This is a genomic window from Rosenbergiella sp. YN46, assembly GCF_036620675.1.
Lineage (GTDB): Bacteria > Pseudomonadota > Gammaproteobacteria > Enterobacterales > Enterobacteriaceae > Jejubacter.
On sequence record NZ_JAZHEE010000034.1, the window covers coordinates 1 to 20510 of the forward strand.

A 20510-nucleotide genomic window follows, 5' to 3' on the forward strand; every position below is an offset into this window, starting at 1 on the left:
CGGAAACGAGTGAGCGTTTCCGGATTCTTACACAACTATTGGATCGATCAACCGATCCTTAACTGATCGGCATTACCCTGACGGGAGCTTTTTTTGTGCGCCGACCCGCTGTTCATTTGAGAGGGCCCTGTCAGAATCCCTGTTGATAATGTGGTTTTCAGGGGGGGATGATGAGTGGAATCGCATTAACGGTCGGTGTACTGGCACTGGTAGCGATCATTGGGCTGTGGATTGGTGGTATCAAAATTCGCGGTGTTGGTATGGGAATAGGCGGTGTGCTGTTCGGTGGTATTATCGTCGGCCACTTTGTCGATAATGCCGGACTGGCGCTTAACGCTGATATGCTGCACGTACTACAGGAATTTGGCCTGATCCTGTTTGTGTATACCATTGGCATTCAGGTGGGGCCGGGATTCTTTTCATCGCTGCGGGTTTCCGGCCTGCGGCTTAATCTGTTCGCTATTCTTATTGTGCTGCTGGGGGCGCTGGTCACGGCGGCATTGCACTATTTCTTCGCCATTCCTCTACCGGTCATTCTGGGGATTTTCTCTGGTGCGGTTACTAATACGCCGGCGCTGGGAGCCGGGCAGCAGATCCTGAGCGATGTTGGTATGTCGACAGCGCAGGTCGATATGATGGGGATGAGCTACGCCATGGCTTACCCATTTGGGATCTGTGGCATCCTGCTCACTATGTGGCTGATGCGTCTGATATTTCGGGTCAACATCGCGCAGGAAGCCAGCCGTTTTGAGGAAAGCTGTGGCAACAATCAGGAGCGTCTTCATACGCTTAATGTCCGGGTTGAAAATCCTAACATTGATAGCCTTGCCATTCAGGATGTGCCGCTGCTTAACAGCGAGAGACTGGTTTGTTCGCGCCTGAAGCGCGGCGATCTGTTGATGGTTCCGTCGCCGACGACCCTGCTGCAGAGCGGAGACCTGCTGCATCTGGTGGGAAAGGAGCGGGATCTGCACGATGTGCAACTGATCATCGGCAGGGAGGTGGCGACCTCGCTTTCCACTCGCGGTAGCGAATTGCGGGTGGAACGGGTGGTGGTGACTAACGAGCGGGTGTTAGGAAAACGAATTCGCGATCTTAATTACAAACAGCGCTACGATGTGGTGATTTCCCGCCTGAATCGTACTGGTGTGGAGCTGGTGGCGGGAAGCGGCGCCAGTCTACAGTTCGGTGATATTCTGACGCTGGTTGGCAGGCCTGGCGCGATAGAAGCGGTGGCCGCGGAAATGGGTAATGCGCAGCAGAAGCTACAGCAGGTGCAGATGTTACCTGTATTTATCGGCATTGGGTTAGGCATGCTGCTAGGGTCCATACCGCTGTTTATTCCCGGTTTTCCGGCTGCGTTGCGTCTGGGGCTGGCTGGCGGGCCACTGATTATGGCGATTGTTCTTGGGCGCATCGGTAGTATTGGCCGTCTTTACTGGTTCATGCCGCCCAGCGCCAATCTGGCGCTGCGAGAGCTTGGCATTGTGCTGTTTCTGGCTGTGGTGGGGCTTAAGTCCGGCGGTGATTTCCTGGATACCCTGGTACAGGGTGAGGGGCTAAGCTGGATTGGCTATGGGGTGGCGATTACCGCATTGCCGTTGCTTGGCGTGGCGCTACTGGCGCGTCTGTTTACCGGCATGAACTATCTGACTCTGTGTGGGATGCTGGCGGGCTCCATGACCGATCCGCCAGCGCTGGCTTTCGCCAGTAGTCTGCATGCCACCAGCGGCGCGGCGGCGCTCTCTTACGCCACGGTTTATCCGCTGGTGATGTTCCTGCGCATTATTACTCCTCAGCTGCTGGTGGTGCTGTTTTGGTAATTATGGCAATCCAGGATGTTGCGGATGGCTAAAATGGCCATCCATCGCTACGCTTCACTAAGGACTCAAAATGCTACAAAGGGGATAACAGAAAAATGCTCTATATCTTTGATTTAGGGAATGTCATTGTCGATATCGATTTCAGACGTGTACTGGGCGCCTGGAGCGACTTCAGCCGTATTCCCCTGGCGGAACTGCAAAAGAGTTTTGTGATGGGGGAAACCTTTCATCGTCATGAGCGTGGCGAAATCAGCGATGAAGAATTCGCCAGCCAGCTGTGCCATGAAATGTCGCTGCCTCTGAGCTACGAGCAGTTCGCTACGGGATGGCAGGCCGTGTTTGTGGCGCTACGCCCGGAGGTGATTGATATCATGCACCGTTTACGTGATCGGGGACACAGGGTGGTGGTGCTTTCTAACACGAATCGCCTGCATACCACTTACTGGCCGGAACAGTATCCGGAAATTAAAGACGCAGCGGATCGCATCTGGCTGTCTCAGGATATGGGGATGCGTAAGCCTGAGCCGGAAATTTACCATAAAGTACTTAAAGAAGAGGGCTTTTCCGCCGAAGATACGCTGTTTTTCGACGATAATGCCGATAATATTAAAGGCGCCGAAGCCTGCGGCATTACCAGCATTCTGGTTGTCGATAATCGTACTATTCCTGACTGGTTCGCCCGGCGCTAGCCGCTCCGTTGTTCTTCCCCTTCTTGCGTTAATGCTATCCCCGTCTTGCCTGACGGGGAAATAGCTGTCACTCTCACAAGCGGTTATTCCGTCAATAAGAAAGTGAAAATGATTGCATTAATTCAACGCGTCGCCCGGGCTTCCGTCACCGTAGATCGGGAGACGACAGGTGAAATAGGCGCGGGACTTTTGGTTCTGCTGGGTGTCGAAAAAGAAGATAACCCACAAAAGGCCGACAGGCTCTGTGAGCGTGTGCTGGGTTATCGCATCTTCAGCGACGCGCAGGGGAAAATGAATCTCAACGTGCGCCAGGCGGGCGGTAGCCTCCTGGTTGTATCACAGTTTACGCTGGCGGCGGATACCGAACGCGGCATGCGGCCAGGGTTTTCTCGTGGTGCTGCGCCGCAGCAGGCGGAAGCTTTGTACGACTATTTTGTCGAACGCTGCCGCACCCAGGGGGGGAACGTAGAGACTGGTCGTTTTGCCGCCGATATGCAGGTATCGCTGGTTAATGACGGCCCTGTCACCTTCTGGCTACAGGTCTGATACGCCGTCGGCAGTTTCCGGCGGCGGCAACAGGAGAGAGCACGGTTATGTATTACCTTCGCGTACCAGAAACTGAAGAAGAACTCGAATGTTATTACCAGTTCCGCTGGGAGATGCTGCGTAAGCCGTTGCATCAGCCCAAAGGCTCTGAACGTGACGCCTGGGATGCTATGGCCCATCATCAGATGGTCGTGGATGAAGAGGGCAATACCGTCGCCGTAGGGCGCCTTTACGTAAATGCCGAAAATGAAGCTTCTATCCGCTTTCTGGCCGTTCACCCTTCGGTGCAGGATAAAGGTCTGGGGACGCTGGTGGCGATGACCCTGGAATCGGTAGCGCGCCAGGAGGGCGTGAAGAGAATGACCTGCAGCGCCCGTGAAGATGCAGTGGCGTTTTTCTCCCGATTGGGGTTTGTTAATCAGGGCGAGATCACCACGCCTCAGACTACGCCGATACGCCACTTCCTGATGATTAAACCGGTACAGACACTGGATGATATTTTGCATCGCGCCGACTGGTGCGGTCAGCTACAGCAGGCCTGGTATCAGCATATTCCGCTGAGCGAAAAGATGGGCGTGCGTATTCAGCAGTATACCGGCCAGAAATTTATAACCACCATGCCGGAAACCGGTAATCAGAATCCCAATCACACCCTGTTTGCCGGCAGCCTGTTTTCAATCGCCACTCTGACTGGCTGGGGGCTTATCTGGTTGATGCTGCGCGAGCGCCACCTGGGCGGCACCATTATTCTGGCGGATGCCCATATTCGCTACAGCCGCCCGATTAGCGGGCGCCCGAGCGCCGTGGCCGATCTGGGATCGCTGAGCGGCGATCTCGACCGCCTGGCGCGCGGGCGTAAAGCCAGGGTTCAACTGGAAGTGACGCTCTACGGAGATGAAACCGCCGGAGCGGTTTTTGAAGGCATCTTTATTGTCCTCCCCGCGCGGCCCTTTGGGCCGCTGGAGGAGGGAGGAAACGAAGAGGAGTAAGCTTCAGGGAGCAGGCATTGCCGCCTGAGGTACCAGCGGCGGGCGGGGCTGTTCCGCTGCCGCATTGCCTGCCAGCTCGCCGTTAATCCGTCGCTGTTCCGTTTGACGGCCCTGAGCGTCGGTCACCTCCAACAGGCCATTCACGCTGGGCTTCAGCGGCGCTCCGGCCGTCAGGCTGCCATTCAGGTTCAGTTGCAGATGGCCGTTGCCTTCTTGTCCCGGTAGCGACCATCCCCAGTGGCTCAACACATCGAGCGGCACGTTGCGGCCGTTCATCGTCAGCGAGAACTGGCGCTGCGGCAGCTGGGATACCGTGGCATTGGCCTCCATCAATCCTTCTCCGGCAAAGGCGCTCAGCTCGTTGACCCGAATTGCGTCAGACGCTGCTTCCAGCTTGATGGAAGGATGGCGCAGATCGGTACGGTTGAAGGTGGCCGTGGCGGCATTCAGACTCAGGGTGCCCGACCACAGTCCCCATTGACGGTTGCGCACCAGCTGAAGCTGGCGGCCGCTGCCGTCCAGACCCGTCAACTGGAACGGGAAGTCGGGATTAATATCGATCAACAGGTTACGGCTGGCGGAGGCGCTTTTTATCGTAATGGTGTTCAGCCATTCAGGCAGTTGTGTCTGCCACAGTGAACGCCAGTTTTCGGGCAGCGTATACTCAAAGCCCGCCAGCACCAGTTCATTCAGCGCCAGCGTTCGGCTGGCGCGTTGCCAGGAGCCTGTCGCCCGAACCATGCCGTTTTCCCAGCGTGAAGTGAATTGACGTAATTTCACGCCATCGGGGGAAAGGTCGGCATTAAAGATGGGATCGAACAGGTGAACTCTGCCGTAGATGAGTTCACTGGCGTTTAACGACAGGGCGCCGTCGTCGCTGCTCCATGCGCCATGGTTGAGCGTAACGTTACGCAGATTCAGATCCAGATCGGTCACGGCCCATCCAGGCCCCTGGAGACGGGCGTCGGTCACATCCATATTGTTTATCTTCACCGATGGCAAATCCCTTACCGGCTTTAAAAACCCGGTAAGGGATTTGTCGGACTGAAGGCGAATGTTGTTCAGGCGCAGCGTGTTGATTAGCCAGTGGCCGTCAGCATCGCGCCGGGCGCTGGCAGTTAACGCGCCGCGCGAAAGATCGGCGCCAACGGTGGTCAGCGTCAGGTTGCGATCGTGGATATTGCCCTGAATCAGGACATTACGTGCCGGAATACCGTTAAGCGTCAGCTCCCCCGCGCTGATTTCTAATTGTGCCTGGCTGCCGAATGGAGAGCCCGCTTCCGGTAGCCAGGGCGTGATGCCGCCATTGATCCGGCTCCCGCTAAACGCCCATGGCTCACCTGTCCGGTTTAGCGCCATTCTGCGCAGTCGCAGGGTATCGGCCTGCAGCGGGACGGTGAGCGGGCGATTATTCAGGTTCAGGGTACCGTCTGTTAGCGTCAGGGAAGAGACGCGGCGTAGCCCGGTCAACTGGCGAGCGCTCAGGCCAATATCCACATTTTTTGCCACCAGGGAGGCCGGATGACCATTCTGCCCGAAACTGACGTTTTCCAGCATCAGATGGGTTGGGGAGGCCCAGCGGTGATTCAGGCGATCGAAGGTCAGATGGTAGCGGCTGTGTTCGTTAATCCAGCCGGTGATCTGGTTTGCCCCCCAGCGGGTTTGCAGCATGATATACAGCGCCACAACCACCAGCACAATGGCAACAAGTAGCGTAACGATCAGTTTTTTAAGCAATGTGATTACCCCCATCCCCGGAGAAGCCTAAAGGCTGTTATGCACGATTTAACGCGTCGGCTCAAGGAGGAGAATCTCAAACAAAAACGGCGGGCGGTGAACAGAGTGTGCCACCGCCCGCCGTTTCGGGTTCGAAACAACCGAAACGTTATGACTGTTTTTCCTGCTCTGGCGGGAAGATAAGGTTCAACACGATGGCGGTGATACCTCCTGCGGCGATTCCGGAAGAGAGCAGATTTTTCACCCATTCGGGTGCGAACTGCAGAATCAGTGGCTGCTGAGACACGCCAAGGCCGACGGCCAGCGACAGGGCGATAATCATGATAGCGCGACGGTTCAGCGGCTCCCGGGAAACGATACGTACGCCGGATGCTGCGATAGTGCCAAACATTACGATGGTGGCACCGCCCAGTACCGGCTCAGGAATATGCTGCACAAAACCACTAACTGCCGGGAACAGGCCCAGCACCATCAGCATCAGTGCGACTATGAAGCCGACGTAGCGGCTGGCGACGCCGGTCAACTGAATCACGCCGTTGTTCTGGCCAAAGCAGGAGTTGGGGAAAGTATTGAAGATGGCCGAAACGAAGGAGTTCAGGCCGTTCGCCAGCACGCCTCCTTTCAGGCGCTTCATATAGACCGGGCCGGAAACCGGCTGCTCGGAAACATCGGAAGTCGCAGTAATATCGCCGATGGTTTCCAGCGATGTGATCATAAAGACCAGCATCAGCGGTAGCAGTAGATTCCAGTCGATGCCCAGACCGTAATAGAGCGGAGTCGGTACCATAAACAGTGAGGTGTTGCTCGGTGTTGTGTCTGCCGGCAGCATATCCATTCCCCAGGCGATCAGGTAGCCTATCGCCATGGCGATCACCAGCGATGAAATTCGCAGGTAAGGGTTACGCTGTCGGTTGAGCAGAATAATGGTCAGCAGCACCGCGCCCGCCAGCAGCAGGTTTTTCGGCGCACCGAAAGTGTGATCGTTCATTGCTGCGTAGCCGCCGCCGATAGAGGTGAGTCCTACCTGAATTAGCGAAAGACCGATAATCATCACCACCACCCCGGAAACCAGCGGCGTGATAATGCGGCGCGCCAGGTGAAGAACCCGGGAAATAATCATTTCGGTACAGCTGGCAAGCATCAGCGTGCCAAACAGCGCTGCCATCATTGTCGGGACATCGGCGCCGCCGTTTTTCAGCGCCAGCCCACCCATAATTAGCGGAGAAACAAAGTTAAAGCTGGTACCCTGAATCGACAGCAGGCCAGAGCCAACCGGGCCCCATGCTTTGATCTGAATAATGGATGCAACGCCGGAAGCAAACAGCGACATGCTGATAATGTGCTGGGTATCGGAGGCGGGTAAACCCAGCGCCTGGCAGATCAGCAGGGCGGGGGTGATGACAGCGACGAACATCGCCAGCAGATGTTGCAGGGCGGCAAACAGCGTCTGGGGCAACGGCGGTCGGTCTTCCAGACGGTAAATTAATTCGCTGGTGCTGGTCCGGGTTACCGGTGGCGCATTTTCCGGTTTAGCGGCTTTGGCGTTGGCGGACATTATAAAAACAATCCCATAGTGGAAAAGCGGTGATTTTATCGGAGTGTGACGGGTAAAAGCAAACGATTGCTTTGCGTGGGCGCAAATATTCAAAACTATAAAATCGGACTTTTATGTAACTTTTAACCACTTTTTGTATAGAATTCGGTGCCTGTTATTAAAACACAGAGAAAAACAGGGGAAGTGTTTCGCATTTGAGCGAGATGTTGCGTGATAAAGGAGCCAACTATGTTTCACCTCGACACCCTCTCCACCCTCGTAGCCGCCACGCTGGTGCTATTGCTCGGACGCAAACTGGTCCAGGGCGTTCCATTGTTGAAGAAATATACTATTCCCGAACCTGTCGCCGGTGGTTTGCTGGTGGCTGTAGCGTTGCTGGTGCTGAAACTGAGCATCGGGTGGGAAATCGACTTTGATATGAGTCTGAAAGATCCGCTAATGCTGGCCTTCTTCGCGACTATTGGTCTGAATGCCAACCTGGCCAGTCTGCGTTCAGGCGGCAAGGTGTTGGGTATTTTCCTGTTTGTGGTCGTGGGGCTGCTACTGATGCAGAACGCTATCGGAATCGGCATGGCCAGCCTGCTGGGGCTGGATCCGCTGATGGGGCTGCTGGCGGGCTCGATAACGTTGTCCGGCGGCCACGGAACGGGTGCGGCGTGGAGTAAGCTGTTTGTTGAGCGCTACGGCTTTGAAAATGCGACCGAAGTCGCTATGGCCTGCGCCACATTCGGCCTGGTGTTGGGGGGGCTGATTGGCGGCCCGGTGGCCCGTTTCCTGGTAAAGCACTCCTCCACGCCGGATGGGATGCCGGATGATAGCGAGACGCCTAGCGCATTCGAAAAACCGGATATCGGACGCATGATCACCTCGCTGGTGCTGGTGGAAACCATTGCGCTGATCGCTATCTGTCTGACCGTTGGCAAAGTGGTCGCACAACTGCTACAGGGTTCTGTGTTTGAACTGCCGACCTTTGTCTGTGTGCTGTTTATTGGGGTTATTCTTAGCAATACCCTGGCGTTTCTGGGCTTTTACCAGGTTTTCGATCGAGCGGTCTCTATTTTGGGCAACGTTTGTCTTTCGCTGTTTCTGGCGATGGCGCTCATGAGCCTTAAACTGTGGGAACTGGCGTCTCTGGCGCTGCCGATGCTGGTTATTCTGGCGACCCAGGCGCTGTTTATGGCGCTGTACGCTATCTTCGTGACCTGGCGATTTATGGGCAAGAATTACGATGCGGCGGTGCTGGCTGCGGGCCACTGCGGCTTTGGCCTGGGGGCGACGCCTACGGCTATCGCCAACATGCAGGCCATTACCGAACGTTTCGGGCCATCCCATATGGCTTTCCTGGTGGTGCCTATGGTCGGCGCTTTCTTTATTGATATCGTTAACGCACTGGTGATTAAACTTTATCTGCTGCTGCCGATTTTCGGCTAACAAATAACGTTATCCTGTCCACAACGGGTTACTGGCAATGATGCCCGTAACCCGTTTTTTTATGCATCCTGTCGCTGTTGTGCAAAAAACTGGGGGGCAACGTAATAACGTTTTTTGTTTCTCAAAGGCATCTGGTGACGGCGATGGCGCCCCGTCTTTCCCGGGGCTGCTCTTCGGGTTTCTCCTTTCTGGAGAAAGAGAGATCAGGCGTTAGAGTAGCGTTCAGTTTCCGGCATCCAGCGTTCAATCAGCGCCTGAGCCTGTTCCGGCCAGCGTTCATGAATATGGCGGGCCACGCGTTGCACTTCGGGGATCATGGCCTGGTCGCGCAACAGGTCCGCAACCTTGAATTCCGCATTACCGGTCTGGCGGGTGCCCAGCAGTTCGCCGGGGCCGCGAATTTCCAGATCCTTCTGGGCGATAACGAAGCCGTCGTTACTGTCGCGCAGCACCTGTAAGCGCTTCTGGGCGGTTTTCGACAGCGGTGATTTGTAGAGCAGCACGCAGTGAGAGGCCACGGCACCGCGCCCAACGCGCCCGCGCAACTGGTGGAGCTGGGCCAGTCCCAGCCGTTCCGGGTTTTCAATAATCATCAGGCTGGCGTTGGGCACGTCCACCCCAACCTCAATGACGGTGGTGGCCACCAGCAGATGCAGTTCACCCTGTTTAAAGGCCTGCATCACATCCTGCTTTTCCTGAGGTTTCATTCGACCATGCACCAGGCCGATATTCAGTTCAGGCAGCGCCACTTTCAGCTCCTGCCAGGTGGCTTCGGCGGCCTGGGCTTCCAGCAGATCGGACTCCTCTATCAGGGTACAGACCCAGTAGGCCTGGCGCCCTTCCTGAAGGCAGGCATTGCGCACCCGCTCGATAATATCGACGCGGCGGGTATCGGGGATAGCCACCGTGGTCACCGGCGTGCGCCCCGGCGGCAGCTCGTCGATTACCGAGGTGTCGAGGTCGGCGTAGGCAGTCATTGCCAGGGTTCGGGGAATGGGGGTGGCGGTCATAATTAACTGGTGGGGATGGAACCCCTGCTGCTCGCCTTTTTCCCACAGCGCCAGGCGCTGATGTACGCCAAAGCGGTGTTGTTCATCAATAATCACCAGCGCCAGGCTATGGAACTGCACCTGCTCCTGAAAGATAGCATGGGTGCCTACCACCATAGCGACCTGGCCGTTGGCGATGGCTTCCTGCTGGGCTAGGCGCGCTTTTCCCTTCTGCTTGCCAGCCAGCCAGCCGACTTCTAACCCCAAAGGTTCAAACCAGGCGCGGAAATTGTTGGCATGCTGTTCCGCCAGCAGTTCGGTTGGCGCCATCATCGCCACCTGCTGGCCGTTGGCGATAGCCCGCAGCGCCGCCAGCGCGGCGACCAGCGTTTTACCAGAACCCACATCGCCCTGAACCAGACGCATCATCGGGGAGTCCTGGGCCATGTCGCGTTCGACATCTGCCACCACGCGCTGTTGCGCGCCCGTGGGTTTAAAGGGCAGCGAGGTCAGCAGGGCATTTTTAAGGTTATCCCGCGCGTCGAGCGGACGGGCCAGATAACGTCTGGCGCCGGCGCGCAGCGCCAGCATACTGAGGTTATGAGCCAGCAGCTCTTCCAGAATCAGTCGTCGCTGGGCCGGGTGCTGACCGCTTTCCAGGCAGCTTAGTTGCAGCGAAGGCGGCGGCCGGTGTAAGGTGCGTAACGCATCGGGCAGGCTCATCATGCCTGAGGCCAGCTTGGGTGGCAGAAGTTCGGCAATGGCGCAACTTTCCAGTAAATCCAGCGCTTGATCGGTCAGTTTGCGCAGCGTGGCCTGACGCACACCTTCGGTGGTGGGGTAAACCGGGGTAAGGGTTTCCTGAAGCTCCGCTGTCCCCTGTTCTCCCTGGATGCGGTATTCCGGGTGGATCATCTCCGCGCCGTGCTGCCCGCGCTTTGCTTCGCCATAGGCCAGTACGCGTCGTCCCGGCGCCAGACTGTTCTTCATGGCGGCGTTGAAGTTGAAGAAGCGCAGGGTGAGGATGCCGGTGCCATCGCTTATCTGGCAGACCAGCATACGGCGGCGGCCAAAGGTAATATTGCTGTTCAGAACTTCGCCTTCAACCGAGGCGTGGATGCCGGGCAGAAGCTCGTCAATGGGGTAAAGCCGGGTGCGATCTTCATAGCGCAGAGGCAGATGCAGCAGTAAATCCTGAACGGTATGCAGGCCTATCTTTGCCAGTTTCTCACTCTGGCTGGCACCGACCCCGGTCAGCGAATTGAGCGGGATGGCATCAAGAAGTCGGCCCTTCATGGCTCACCCCGCCGCCTGCATGGCGGCCCACCAGCCGGGCTCGGCCTCGATTTCACCACTGTCGTTAATGCGGGGATAAGGCAACCCTTTGCGCTTCGCCACCCTGGCCAGAACCGGGAAACCGCCTTCGAACAGCAGACGTTGCCGATCGGCGTCGGGCAGCATGCTGTTTTGTCGTTCATACATGCCGGCATTCTGGCGCTGGCGTTGAGCCTCGTAGAGAATCAGGGCTGACGCCACGGAAACGTTAAGCGACTGCACCATTCCGATCATCGGAATAATGATGTCTCGGTCGGCAAGTTCAAGCGCTTCCCGGGTAATGCCGGTTTTTTCCTGCCCCATCAACACGCAAGTGGGGCGGGTATAGTCGATTTCGCGAAAGTCTACGGCGCTGCTGGAAAGATGGGTGGCCAGAATCTGCATCCCCTGCCGCTTCAGATGCGACACGGCGTCGCTGATAGTAGGATGAGTTTTTACCTGAACCCAGCTATTGCTGCCGGCGGCCGAGGAATACATGGTGCGCATTCGGCTACCCGGCCAGACGGCGTGAACCTCGTGGACGCCGACGGCATCTGCGGTGCGGATAATGGCCGAAACGTTATGAGGTTTATGCACCTGCTCCATACACACCGTCAGGTCCGGCTGGCGGCGGGCGAGCATTTCACGAATTCGGGCGTAGCGCTGGGCATTCATGGTCAGTTTCTGTTGCGAGTGACTTTTATCACATCCGGCATTACGCGGATCTTACGCATAATGTTCGCCAGATGAATTCGGTCACGGGCCGTCAGGCGGATAAAGGCGGTATAGACGCGGCCATCTTTCTCTTCGGTGTTCAGGCTCTGAATGTTGGAGCCTGCGGTGTTGATAGAGGCCGTCAGATTAGCCAGTGCCCCCTGGTGGTTAAACATATCCACCTTGATTTCGGTAATGAATTCCTGTTCGGTCTCTTTATCCCATTCGACGGCCATAAACTTCTCTGGCTCTTTCTGGTAGCCACGGATGTTTCGACAGGATTCATGGTGGATAACCAGCCCCTTGCCCGGGCTTACGTGCGCTACGATGGGGTCGCCTGGAATAGGGCGACAGCACTTGGCAAAGGTGATTAGTACGCCATCGGCGCCTTTGATCGGCAGGTGATGGTGGTTGGCGGTCACGCCCTGTTCGGACGAGGATTCGCCCTGTAGCAGATTTTTAGCCACTACCACGCTCATGGCGTTACCCAGACCGATTTCCGCCAGCAGATCGTCAAGGGAGCCGAGCTTCATGCGATCCAGCTCGCGTTGGATATTTTGCTGCGGAATTTCCGCCAGTTTGCGGCTGCCACCCAGCGCGTGATTCAACAGGCGGCGTCCCAGGCTGACGGAGTCGTCGCGCTTAAGGTTTTTCAGCATCTGACGGATGCGCGCGCGCGCCCTGGAGCTCACCACGAAGTTAAGCCAGGCGGCGTTGGGGCGGGCGCCTGGCGCGGTAATAATCTCGATGGTTTGCCCGCTGGTCAGCGGCTGAGAAAGCGGGTAGGGCTGTCTGTCGACCCGGGCGCCAACGCAGGCATGGCCGATATCGGTGTGTACCGCATAGGCAAAATCCACTGGCGTGGCGCCGGCGGGTAGTTCGACAATACGCCCTTCGGGGGTGAAAACGTAAATCTCATCCGGGAACAGATCGGATTTAACGCTCTCGATAAACTCAAAAGAACTCCCGGCGCTCTGCTGAAGCTCCAGTAGGCTCTGCATCCAGCGCTGGGCACGGATCTGCGCGGTGGTGCTGCTTTCCCCCTGTTCTTTATAAGCCCAGTGAGCCGCAACCCCCATCTCGGCCATCTGATCCATATCTTCGGTACGGATCTGCACCTCTACCGGCACGCCGTGCGGCCCAATCATTGAGGTGTGCAGCGACTGATAGCCGTTGGCTTTGGGGATGGCGATATAATCTTTTACCCGACCGGGACGCGGCTTGTACAGGCTGTGCATCTGTCCCAGCACCCGGTAACAGGTATCAACATCTTTGACGATCACGCGGAAGGCATAAATATCCATGATCGAGTGAAAACGCTGCTCTTTGAGCACCATTTTGCAGTAGATAGAATAAAGATGCTTTTCACGACCGCTGACGCGGCAGGGGATTCCCGCTTCCTGGAGTCTGCCTTCGATTTCAGAGAGGATTTTTTGAATCATCTCCTTACGGTTACCGCGCGCCGCCTTAACGACTTCTTTTATTACGCGGTAGCGGTTAGGGTAAAGGGCTTCAAATCCCAGCTCTTCCAGTTCAGTCTTCAGGTTATGAATACCCAGACGATGGGCCAGAGGGCTATAGATTTCCAGGGTTTCCCGGGCGATGCGGCGTCGTTTATCCGGGCGCAGGGCACCCAGAGTCCGCATATTGTGGGTGCGGTCGGCCAGTTTGATAAGAATGACGCGGATGTCCTGCACCATCGCCATAATCATTTTGCGGAAATTTTCCGCCTGGGCCTCTTTTTTGTCGCGGAATTTAAGCTTATCCAGCTTAGAAACCCCTTCCACCAGCTCGGCTACGCTTTTGCCGAACAGCTGTTCCATGTCCTGGTAGGTGGCGGGGGTATCTTCAATCACATCATGCAGCAGAGCGGCCATGAGCGTTTCATAGTCGAGTTTCATCTCGGCCAGAATACAGGCCACTGCAACCGGGTGAGTGATATAGGGTTCGCCGCTTGAACGTGTCTGGCCCTCGTGAGCGTCACGCGCAACTAAATAGGCCTGTTGCAGACGCTTAATCTGGTCTGCAGGCAGATAGTTTTGAATCAGCTGATTCAGGCTTTCGAACAGATACAAGGGCTACCCGCTATATGAATTAACGACGACCTTCGGCAATAGCGGTAACGGCCTGCAGTTCTGCGGCTTCCTGCTCCTGCTGCTCCTGGCGTTCACGCACATCAAGAATCTGGTTGTTAATCAGACCTTCTTCGATTTCGCGCAGTGCGATAACGGTCGTTTTATCGTTTTCTTCCGGTACCAGCGGATCTTTGCCGCCTACCTGCATCTGGCGAGCGCGACGCGCGGCGACCAGTACCAGGTCAAAACGGTTACCAATTTTCTCTACAGCGTCCTGAACAGTTACGCGTGCCATATTTAAAGTGCTCCACAGGTGAAGAAATGACTGGGCATGATACGAAAACCAGGCTCAGTCTGCCAATAGTTTGGTGATTAAAGCGTCATGTCGCTGTTTTTGACGACCCATTCGCAGACGCTCTGCGCGAATGATGGTTTTCAGGTCGTTCAGCGCGGTATCGAAGTCGTCATTGACTATCAGATAATCATATTCGGCGTAGTGGCTCATTTCCGCTACCGCCAGCGCCATACGGCGGGCGATGACCTCTTCGCTGTCCTGCCCGCGGCCACGTAAGCGGCGATCCAGCTCCTCTTTCGAGGGGGGCAGAATAAAGATGCTGCGCGCCTGCGGCATCTTGTTGCGAATCTGTTGAGCGCCTTGCCAGTCAATATCCAGAAAAATATCCACACCGGTAGCCAGTACCTGCTCGATAGTTTCGCGAGAGGTGCCGTAATAATTGCCGAACACCTCCGCATGCTCCAGAAAGGCGTCCCGGGCAATCATCTGCTGAAACTCTTCTCTACCGGTAAAGAAGTAATGTTCGCCATGTACCTCGCCGGGGCGTGCCGCGCGCGTGGTGTGAGAGACGGAAACCTGAGTATCGTACAGCGGTTGCGTTTTCAACAATGCCTGAATCAGGCTGGATTTACCCGCACCGCTGGGCGCGGAAACAATATAGAGCGTGCCCTGAACCATGAATTCTTTACTTAGATATGTATAAATGAAGTGTTTATACCCGCCTATTATACACGTCGCCGCGGTCTGACGTAGCTTTTGTCACATTTTTCCTGGCGTTTTGTTCACCTTTGCGAACCGCTTTCCCGTTTTTGTGTCGCCGCTATGTAACTGCGCAATAAGTCCGGAACCTTTCCTGAATAACCATATTTTAATACTGGTCATGATTGGCGGGGGGCCCTAGTGTCTGCCTGAAACACCACGGAGGGGGAGCGGAAGATGTGGAAATGCATGTTGCTGTGGCTGGTGAGCTTCTCTGCGCTGGCGGAATGCCCGGCCTGGTCTGCCGGCCAGTTACAGCATGAAACGAACCGGCTGGCGCAGAAAATCGCGTTATGGGATCGCGCTTATCATCAGCAGGGCGAAAGCCAGATAAGTGACCCCTTGTACGATAGCCTTAGCGAACGTCTGGCGCGCTGGCGCCGCTGTGCGGGTAATCCGCCTCAGGATGCGCATCGCTTGCCTGGTAAAGGGAGTCTGTTGCATCCCGTTGCACATACCGGAGTGGCGAAACTGCGTGACGGCGCGGGCCTGGAGGCGTGGATGAGGGACAAAACAGCGCTTTGGGTTCAGCCGAAAATTGATGGTGTTGCCGTAACCCTTGTGTACCGCGCCGGGCAGCTTGAACGTGCCATCAGTCGTGGCGATGGTGTCAGGGGTGAAGACTGGACGGCGAAAGCCCGGCGCATTCCCGCTATTCCTTCGCGTTTGTCTCCGCCTCTGGCGGATAGCGTACTGCAGGGCGAAATTTTTCTGAAGCGCGACGGCCACATTCAGGAACGTGATGGCGGGTTAAATGCGCGTGCGAAAGTCGCGGGCGCCATGATGCGTAAAGATTCGCCGCCCGATATCTATCGGCAATTGGGGGTTTTTATCTGGGCATGGCCGGATGCCCCCGGCGGGATGCGGGAACAGCTGGAAGCGCTGGCGGCGGCCGGTTTTACCCTGACCCGGGACTGGTCGAAGCCGGTCAGCAATGCCGGGCAGGTCGCGGCATGGCGCGAACGCTGGTTGAATCAGCCGCTGCCCTTTGTCACGGATGGCGTTGTGATCCGTAGCGAATGGGCGCCGCCATCCGTCGCCTGGCGTCCTGGGCAGGGGAGTTGGATCGCGGCATGGAAATATCCGCCCCGCATCCAGGTGGCGTCTGTCAGACGGGTACTGTTTCAGACCGGACGCACCGGTAGAGTCGCGGTGACGCTGGCGCTGGAACCCGTCATGCTGGGTGATAAGCGCGTCAGTCGGGTTAATGTTGGCTCTGTGGCGCGCTGGCGTCAGTTGGATGTCGCGCCAGGCGATTTGATAGGCCTGAGCCTGGCGGGGTTGGGGATTCCGCGACTGGATGAGGTGGTCTGGCGTGCTGCGCGTCGGGCCGCTGTTCCCGATTTACCGGATGAAAACAGCGCCCTGGACTGCTTCCGGGATTCTGAAAACTGTCGTGGGCAGTTTCTGGCCCGCCTGAACTGGCTTGGCCAGCGCCAGGTGCTGGATATCCCTGGGGTGGGGCCGTCAGGATGGAGACAGTTGCTTCAGGTGCATCACTTTGGGCATTTGTTTAGCTGGCTGGCGCTATCGCCAGAGGCGCTGCGTTTGACGCCGGGGTTGTCGCCGCAGCGCGCTATGGCGCTCTGGCATCGCTTTAATTTCACCCGCCGCCTGCCTTTGACGCGCTGGATAAAAGCGCTGGGCCTTCCTTTGCCGGAACAGGCCGTTTCAGCACTGGCGGATGCCCGCTGGCAGCTGATTGTCCGCTGGAATGAACAGGAGTGGCGTCGACTGCCCGGTGTGGGAGCAGTACGTGCCAGAGCGCTGATGGCGTTTCTCCGTCACCCGGATGTGATGATGATGACGCAGTGGCTGGCGCGCCATGGCGTGGAAGCCTTCGCCGGCGCAAACGACGCGATCAATGGGATGAATGCGTATAGTGAAACACCGGCAATCCCAGTCGAAAACGCAGTGCCAGTAAACGAGCGCTAAAACCAAACAACAGAGTGGCGATCACCACCATATCCTGGCTGGTGATCAGATGCTGCAGAGCGATATAAAGCACTGCCGAAGCGAAGGAGACGCCGGCATATAGCTCTTTTTGAAACACCAGAGGAATTCGTTTGCAGAACATGTCGCGTAGCACGCCGCCAAACACGCCGGTAATCACTGCGGCTATCGAGGCAATAATCGGCCCTTCCCCCATATCCAGAGCGATTTGCGCGCCAATAATGGAAAATACCACCAGACCCAGCGCGTCGAGTACCAAAAACAGGCGCCGCAGATGCGGCATCACCGGGGCCAGAATGGTGGTCAGAACCGCGGCTATTGCCACAATAACGACGTATTCTGGATGCCGTACCCAGCCGAGTGGGTAGTGCCCTAATAGCAGATCGCGTACCGAGCCACCGCCCAGCGCAGTAGCTGTAGCAATGATAATAACGCCAAAGGTATCCATGCGACGGCGGCCCGCTGCCAGTGCGCCCGTCATAGCTTCCGCTGTTATTCCAATAAGATAAAGAGTGTGTAGCAGCATAGCGCTCTCCGTAATCATTGCGGCGGAGAGTAACGATTTATATCGGAATCCTCGATTGAGATTTTTTTGCAGGATGTTTTATTGATAAGTTTTATTTATGCGATGTGTGTTTTATTTATATGTTTTTACTTGGTTTTTATGATTTTTCTGTTGGTTATTCTTATAAGTATTTTCTTCCTTTTTGTCAGGGTGAACCGCCGTCTGCATCGTCTTCCGACGCTGACGGTGTGGCTGAATGTGCGTTTCTCTAACTTTTTTGCGCTCTTTGCTGTTTAAATAATACCCAATAAAGTTCGTTTTCTAATTATTTACCAATGCAAAAAAGTTATTTCTTGTAGGATTTAGCTGAAACCTCTTTTTTTATATGGTCATGGTTTTTTCGATTTTTCTTTTTTAAAACGAAAGCTTACTTAAATAATGAGATTATTTGTCTGAATTGCTCCGATTGCGGGGGATGTATTAATGGGATTGAATTGTAATTTTTGTCATGTAAAATCTCGAAAAAACTTTTTAACAAAAAAATAACCATAGGGTTTTTCGGTGTAAAACCCCTGCGGTAGCTATGCCTTAACCCCACAAATATCAGGGAGTGGAGATCCTGCTCCTCAGTCTGAAAATATGCCTTTCGGTACCAGTCACAAAAATAACAACGCGTTATTTTCCTTTGTTAATCAAATAAAAAACGTAATCAGTAGTGGAAGAAAATAATGAAGATAAGAATCACCCTGGTTTGTCTGGTCGTCGCAGCAATTTCTGGTTGTCAGGCTCCCGCACCGAAGCCCTCTATTACCGACGACACGATTGTCTCGTCAGAAGTGAATGGCACTACGTTAACCCACCGCCATGCGGTGACGGCGCCCAGGCAATTCAAGCCCATCAATAAAGAATATCGGGCGCTATATGGCGCTGCGGTTATGAGTACGCCTGGTTTTGGTGGTACGGAGATCCGCCGTCTGCAAAGCGGTGCCACCTACAACGTTTTGGGGCAGGTGGAAAACTTCTGGATGGCGATAGCCGAGCGCGGCAGAGGCGAAATGCTGGGATATGTTCCGCTGCGCTCGGTGGTTCCCAGCGAACGCTATGAGCAGACCATTCGACGCCCGCGTCCGGCTCACCGTGCAGCGCCAAAAAAAGTAAAGAAAGATAACTGTGTCGCAGTAGGTAGCAGTAGCACCGCCTGCCGAAATGCGGATAGCGGTACCTGGATTATCGACTAACTCTGTTGACCTTGAGCGATGCCATATGACGAGAAGCGATCTGTTGCGCCACGCCTGGCTGGCGCTTTTTCTGGCCGCTTTTGCCCTGATAAGCGGCTGTAGTTCATCGACCCACAGCGATACCCCCTCATATCGCCTGACGTTCCGTGCTCACCCGCAGATTAACAACACTGCACCGCTTAAGGTCAGGGTGCTGTTGCTGAAATCTGATGCCGGCTTTATGTCCGCTGACTTCTGGTCGCTGCAGAGCAGTGACTCAAAAGCGCTGGCGGGCAATTTGCTGAACAGCGACGAATTCTTCCTGATGCCGGGTCAGCTTAATAAAACCCTGACCGGACACAGCTCACCCGAGGCTCGCTATATCGGCATCGTAGCGGAATACCAGCAGCTGGATGGAAAAAAATGGCGCATTTCGCTACCCCTTCCCTCCCCCGATGACAGCAGTTTCTGGTCATGGTCTTCCGATGAACTCCAGGCCAGCCTCTTTCTTGATATCAACGGTATTCGGGTCGTTGATAAGTAATGGGTCTCCCGACAGGAAAACAGTATGAATAAAGCAGAAAAGGTGGTCTGGACAGAAGGGATGTTCCTGCGTCCTCATCACTTTCAGCGCGCCGAAAGCTTCCTGCAAAATCAGGTAAGGGAGTGGGGCAGCGTACAGCGACCCTGGCTGTGGGGCTTTCTCGATCTGGAATTTGACGAAGCGATGCTGCGGCAGGGCTGCGTGGCGCTTAGCACAGCCCGCGGTATTCTGCCGGACGGCACGCCTTTCTCCTTTCGCGATGCCAGGCAAGGGCCGGCTCCGCTCGAAATCCCGGATAACCTGAGCAATGCCCGTGTGGTATTGGCGCTACCCGCACGGCGCGGCGGTCGGGAAGAGGTCATCTTCAGCGAAGCCCCGGACTCGCTGGCGCGCTATGTCACCTTTGAAGAAGAAGTGGATGACGATAACGCGCTTTCGGTCGGTCCGGCGGCGCTGCAGTTTGGCCGCCAGCGTCTGAAACTGATGCTGGAAGAAGAGCTTAGCCCGGAATGGACGGCTATAGGCGTTGCGCAGGTGATTGAAAAGCGTAACGACAATCAGGTACGCCTGGATACTGGCTATATTCCTCCCACCCTGAATGCCATCAATAACAGCCAGCTTTACAGTCTGCTCAGCGATATGCAGGGGCTGTTGCAGCAGCGCAGCCAGCAGATTGGTCTGCGTCTGCGCAAACCTGGTCGTTTTAATACCTCCGAGATGGTGGAGTTTTCGCTGCTGGCTCTGGTGAATCACCATATCGGGCTGGTCAGTCACCTGAAAGCGCTGCCACTGCTGCATCCTGAATCGCTGTGGCGCGACTGGCTGGCGTTCGCTACCGAACTGACCACCTGGGGACAGCAGCGTATGCCGGACGCCGTACTGCCAGCTTATGACCATGACGATCTGGCGGGTTGTTTCGGCAAGCTGATGCTGATGCTGCGCCAGTCTCTCTCGCTGGTGATGGAAGAGAGTGCTATCCAGATTCCGCTGGTGGAGCGTACCCACGGTCTGAACGTCGCTACGGTGCCGGACAGCAATATGGTGCGCGACTTCGGTTTTGTACTGGCGGTGAAGGCCAGCGTGCCGGGCGATACGTTACAGAGCCACTTCCCGGCCCAGATGAAGGTGGCTCCGGTCACCAAAATTCGCGATCTGGTACAGCTTCAACTGCCCGGCATGGTGCTGCGAACCATGCCGGTTGCGCCGCCGCAGATCCCCTGGCATGCCGGCTACAGCTATTTTGAGCTGGAAAAAGGGGGGGAGCTCTGGAAAGAGATGGAGAAATCCGGCGCCTTCGCACTGCATCTGGCCGGGGAATTTCCGGGCCTGGATATGGAGTTTTGGGCGATTCGCGGCCCGAAAGAGTAACGAGAAA

Annotated in this window: 17 protein-coding genes; 9 read left to right on the forward strand and 8 right to left on the reverse strand. The window is 55.9% G+C overall.

The genetic code is table 11. The features are described 5' to 3' along the window. Window positions 1-170 precede the first annotated feature (170 nt). From V3W49_RS18270 to fabY, 4 genes are all read left to right on the forward strand, one after another. Complete coding sequence (locus tag V3W49_RS18270) at window positions 171-1823, forward strand: putative transporter (RefSeq protein ID WP_500147469.1); 1653 nt, start codon at window positions 171-173, stop codon at window positions 1821-1823. Window positions 1824-1918: 95 nt separating this feature from the next. Continuing rightward, the gene (yihX, locus tag V3W49_RS18275; protein WP_500147419.1) at window positions 1919-2512 is read left to right on the forward strand and encodes a glucose-1-phosphatase; all 594 of its coding nucleotides are present in this window, start codon (window positions 1919-1921) and stop codon (window positions 2510-2512) included. Window positions 2513-2620: 108 nt separating this feature from the next. After that, on the forward strand, window positions 2621-3058 hold the full coding sequence (gene dtd / locus V3W49_RS18280; RefSeq protein WP_500147420.1) for a D-aminoacyl-tRNA deacylase: 438 nt from the start codon (window positions 2621-2623) through the stop codon (window positions 3056-3058). 47 nt (window positions 3059-3105) lie between these two features. Further along, complete coding sequence (gene fabY / locus V3W49_RS18285) at window positions 3106-4047, forward strand: fatty acid biosynthesis protein FabY (protein WP_500147422.1); 942 nt, start codon at window positions 3106-3108, stop codon at window positions 4045-4047. Window positions 4048-4050: 3 nt separating this feature from the next. Here fabY and V3W49_RS18290 read toward each other — a convergent pair whose 3' ends face one another. Next, on the reverse strand, window positions 4051-5790 hold the full coding sequence (locus V3W49_RS18290) for an AsmA family protein (RefSeq protein WP_500147470.1): 1740 nt from the start codon (window positions 5788-5790) through the stop codon (window positions 4051-4053). A gap of 142 nt (window positions 5791-5932) precedes the next feature. Continuing rightward, on the reverse strand, window positions 5933-7339 hold the full coding sequence (locus V3W49_RS18295; protein ID WP_500147424.1) for a nucleobase:cation symporter-2 family protein: 1407 nt from the start codon (window positions 7337-7339) through the stop codon (window positions 5933-5935). A gap of 228 nt (window positions 7340-7567) precedes the next feature. Here V3W49_RS18295 and gltS point away from each other — a divergent pair, with 228 nt between their 5' ends. Continuing rightward, window positions 7568-8770, forward strand: coding sequence for a sodium/glutamate symporter (gltS, locus tag V3W49_RS18300; protein ID WP_500147426.1), 1203 nt, complete (start codon window positions 7568-7570; stop codon window positions 8768-8770). Window positions 8771-8973: 203 nt separating this feature from the next. Here gltS and recG read toward each other — a convergent pair whose 3' ends face one another. Genes recG through gmk form a run of 5 tightly spaced genes read right to left on the reverse strand, consistent with a single transcriptional unit; the run spans window position 8974 to window position 14835 of the window. Next, entirely contained in the window at window positions 8974-11055 is a 2082-nt protein-coding gene (gene recG / locus V3W49_RS18305; RefSeq protein WP_500147427.1) for an ATP-dependent DNA helicase RecG, read from the reverse strand. A gap of 3 nt (window positions 11056-11058) precedes the next feature. Continuing rightward, on the reverse strand, window positions 11059-11748 hold the full coding sequence (gene trmH / locus V3W49_RS18310; RefSeq protein ID WP_500147429.1) for a tRNA (guanosine(18)-2'-O)-methyltransferase TrmH: 690 nt from the start codon (window positions 11746-11748) through the stop codon (window positions 11059-11061). A 2-nt stretch (window positions 11749-11750) separates the two neighbouring features. Then, entirely contained in the window at window positions 11751-13862 is a 2112-nt protein-coding gene (spoT, locus tag V3W49_RS18315; RefSeq protein ID WP_500147431.1) for a bifunctional GTP diphosphokinase/guanosine-3',5'-bis pyrophosphate 3'-pyrophosphohydrolase, read from the reverse strand. A 19-nt stretch (window positions 13863-13881) separates the two neighbouring features. After that, entirely contained in the window at window positions 13882-14157 is a 276-nt protein-coding gene (gene rpoZ / locus V3W49_RS18320) for a DNA-directed RNA polymerase subunit omega (protein WP_000135058.1), read from the reverse strand. 54 nt (window positions 14158-14211) lie between these two features. Continuing rightward, complete coding sequence (gene gmk, locus V3W49_RS18325; RefSeq protein WP_500147437.1) at window positions 14212-14835, reverse strand: guanylate kinase; 624 nt, start codon at window positions 14833-14835, stop codon at window positions 14212-14214. A gap of 258 nt (window positions 14836-15093) precedes the next feature. Here gmk and ligB point away from each other — a divergent pair, with 258 nt between their 5' ends. Then, window positions 15094-16851 (forward strand): NAD-dependent DNA ligase LigB, encoded by a 1758-nt coding sequence (gene ligB, locus V3W49_RS18330; RefSeq protein ID WP_500147438.1) that lies wholly within the window; start codon window positions 15094-15096, stop codon window positions 16849-16851. Here ligB and V3W49_RS18335 read toward each other — a convergent pair. Then, window positions 16778-17395 carry a trimeric intracellular cation channel family protein gene (locus V3W49_RS18335; RefSeq protein WP_500147439.1) on the reverse strand — a complete coding sequence of 206 codons (618 nt, stop codon included), beginning with the start codon at window positions 17393-17395 and terminating at the stop codon, window positions 16778-16780. The genes ligB and V3W49_RS18335 overlap by 74 nt on opposite strands. A 707-nt stretch (window positions 17396-18102) precedes the next feature. On the opposite strand from V3W49_RS18335, the gene V3W49_RS18340 reads away from it, so the two are divergent. From V3W49_RS18340 to tssK, 3 genes are read left to right on the forward strand one after another with little or no spacing between them, the layout of a single operon-like run. Then, window positions 18103-18612, forward strand: coding sequence for an SH3 domain-containing protein (locus V3W49_RS18340; RefSeq protein ID WP_500147441.1), 510 nt, complete (start codon window positions 18103-18105; stop codon window positions 18610-18612). Between the two features lie 25 nt (window positions 18613-18637). After that, complete coding sequence (gene tssJ, locus V3W49_RS18345; RefSeq protein ID WP_500147442.1) at window positions 18638-19135, forward strand: type VI secretion system lipoprotein TssJ; 498 nt, start codon at window positions 18638-18640, stop codon at window positions 19133-19135. A 24-nt stretch (window positions 19136-19159) separates the two neighbouring features. Next, complete coding sequence (tssK, locus tag V3W49_RS18350; RefSeq protein ID WP_500147443.1) at window positions 19160-20503, forward strand: type VI secretion system baseplate subunit TssK; 1344 nt, start codon at window positions 19160-19162, stop codon at window positions 20501-20503. Window positions 20504-20510: the final 7 nt, after the last annotated feature.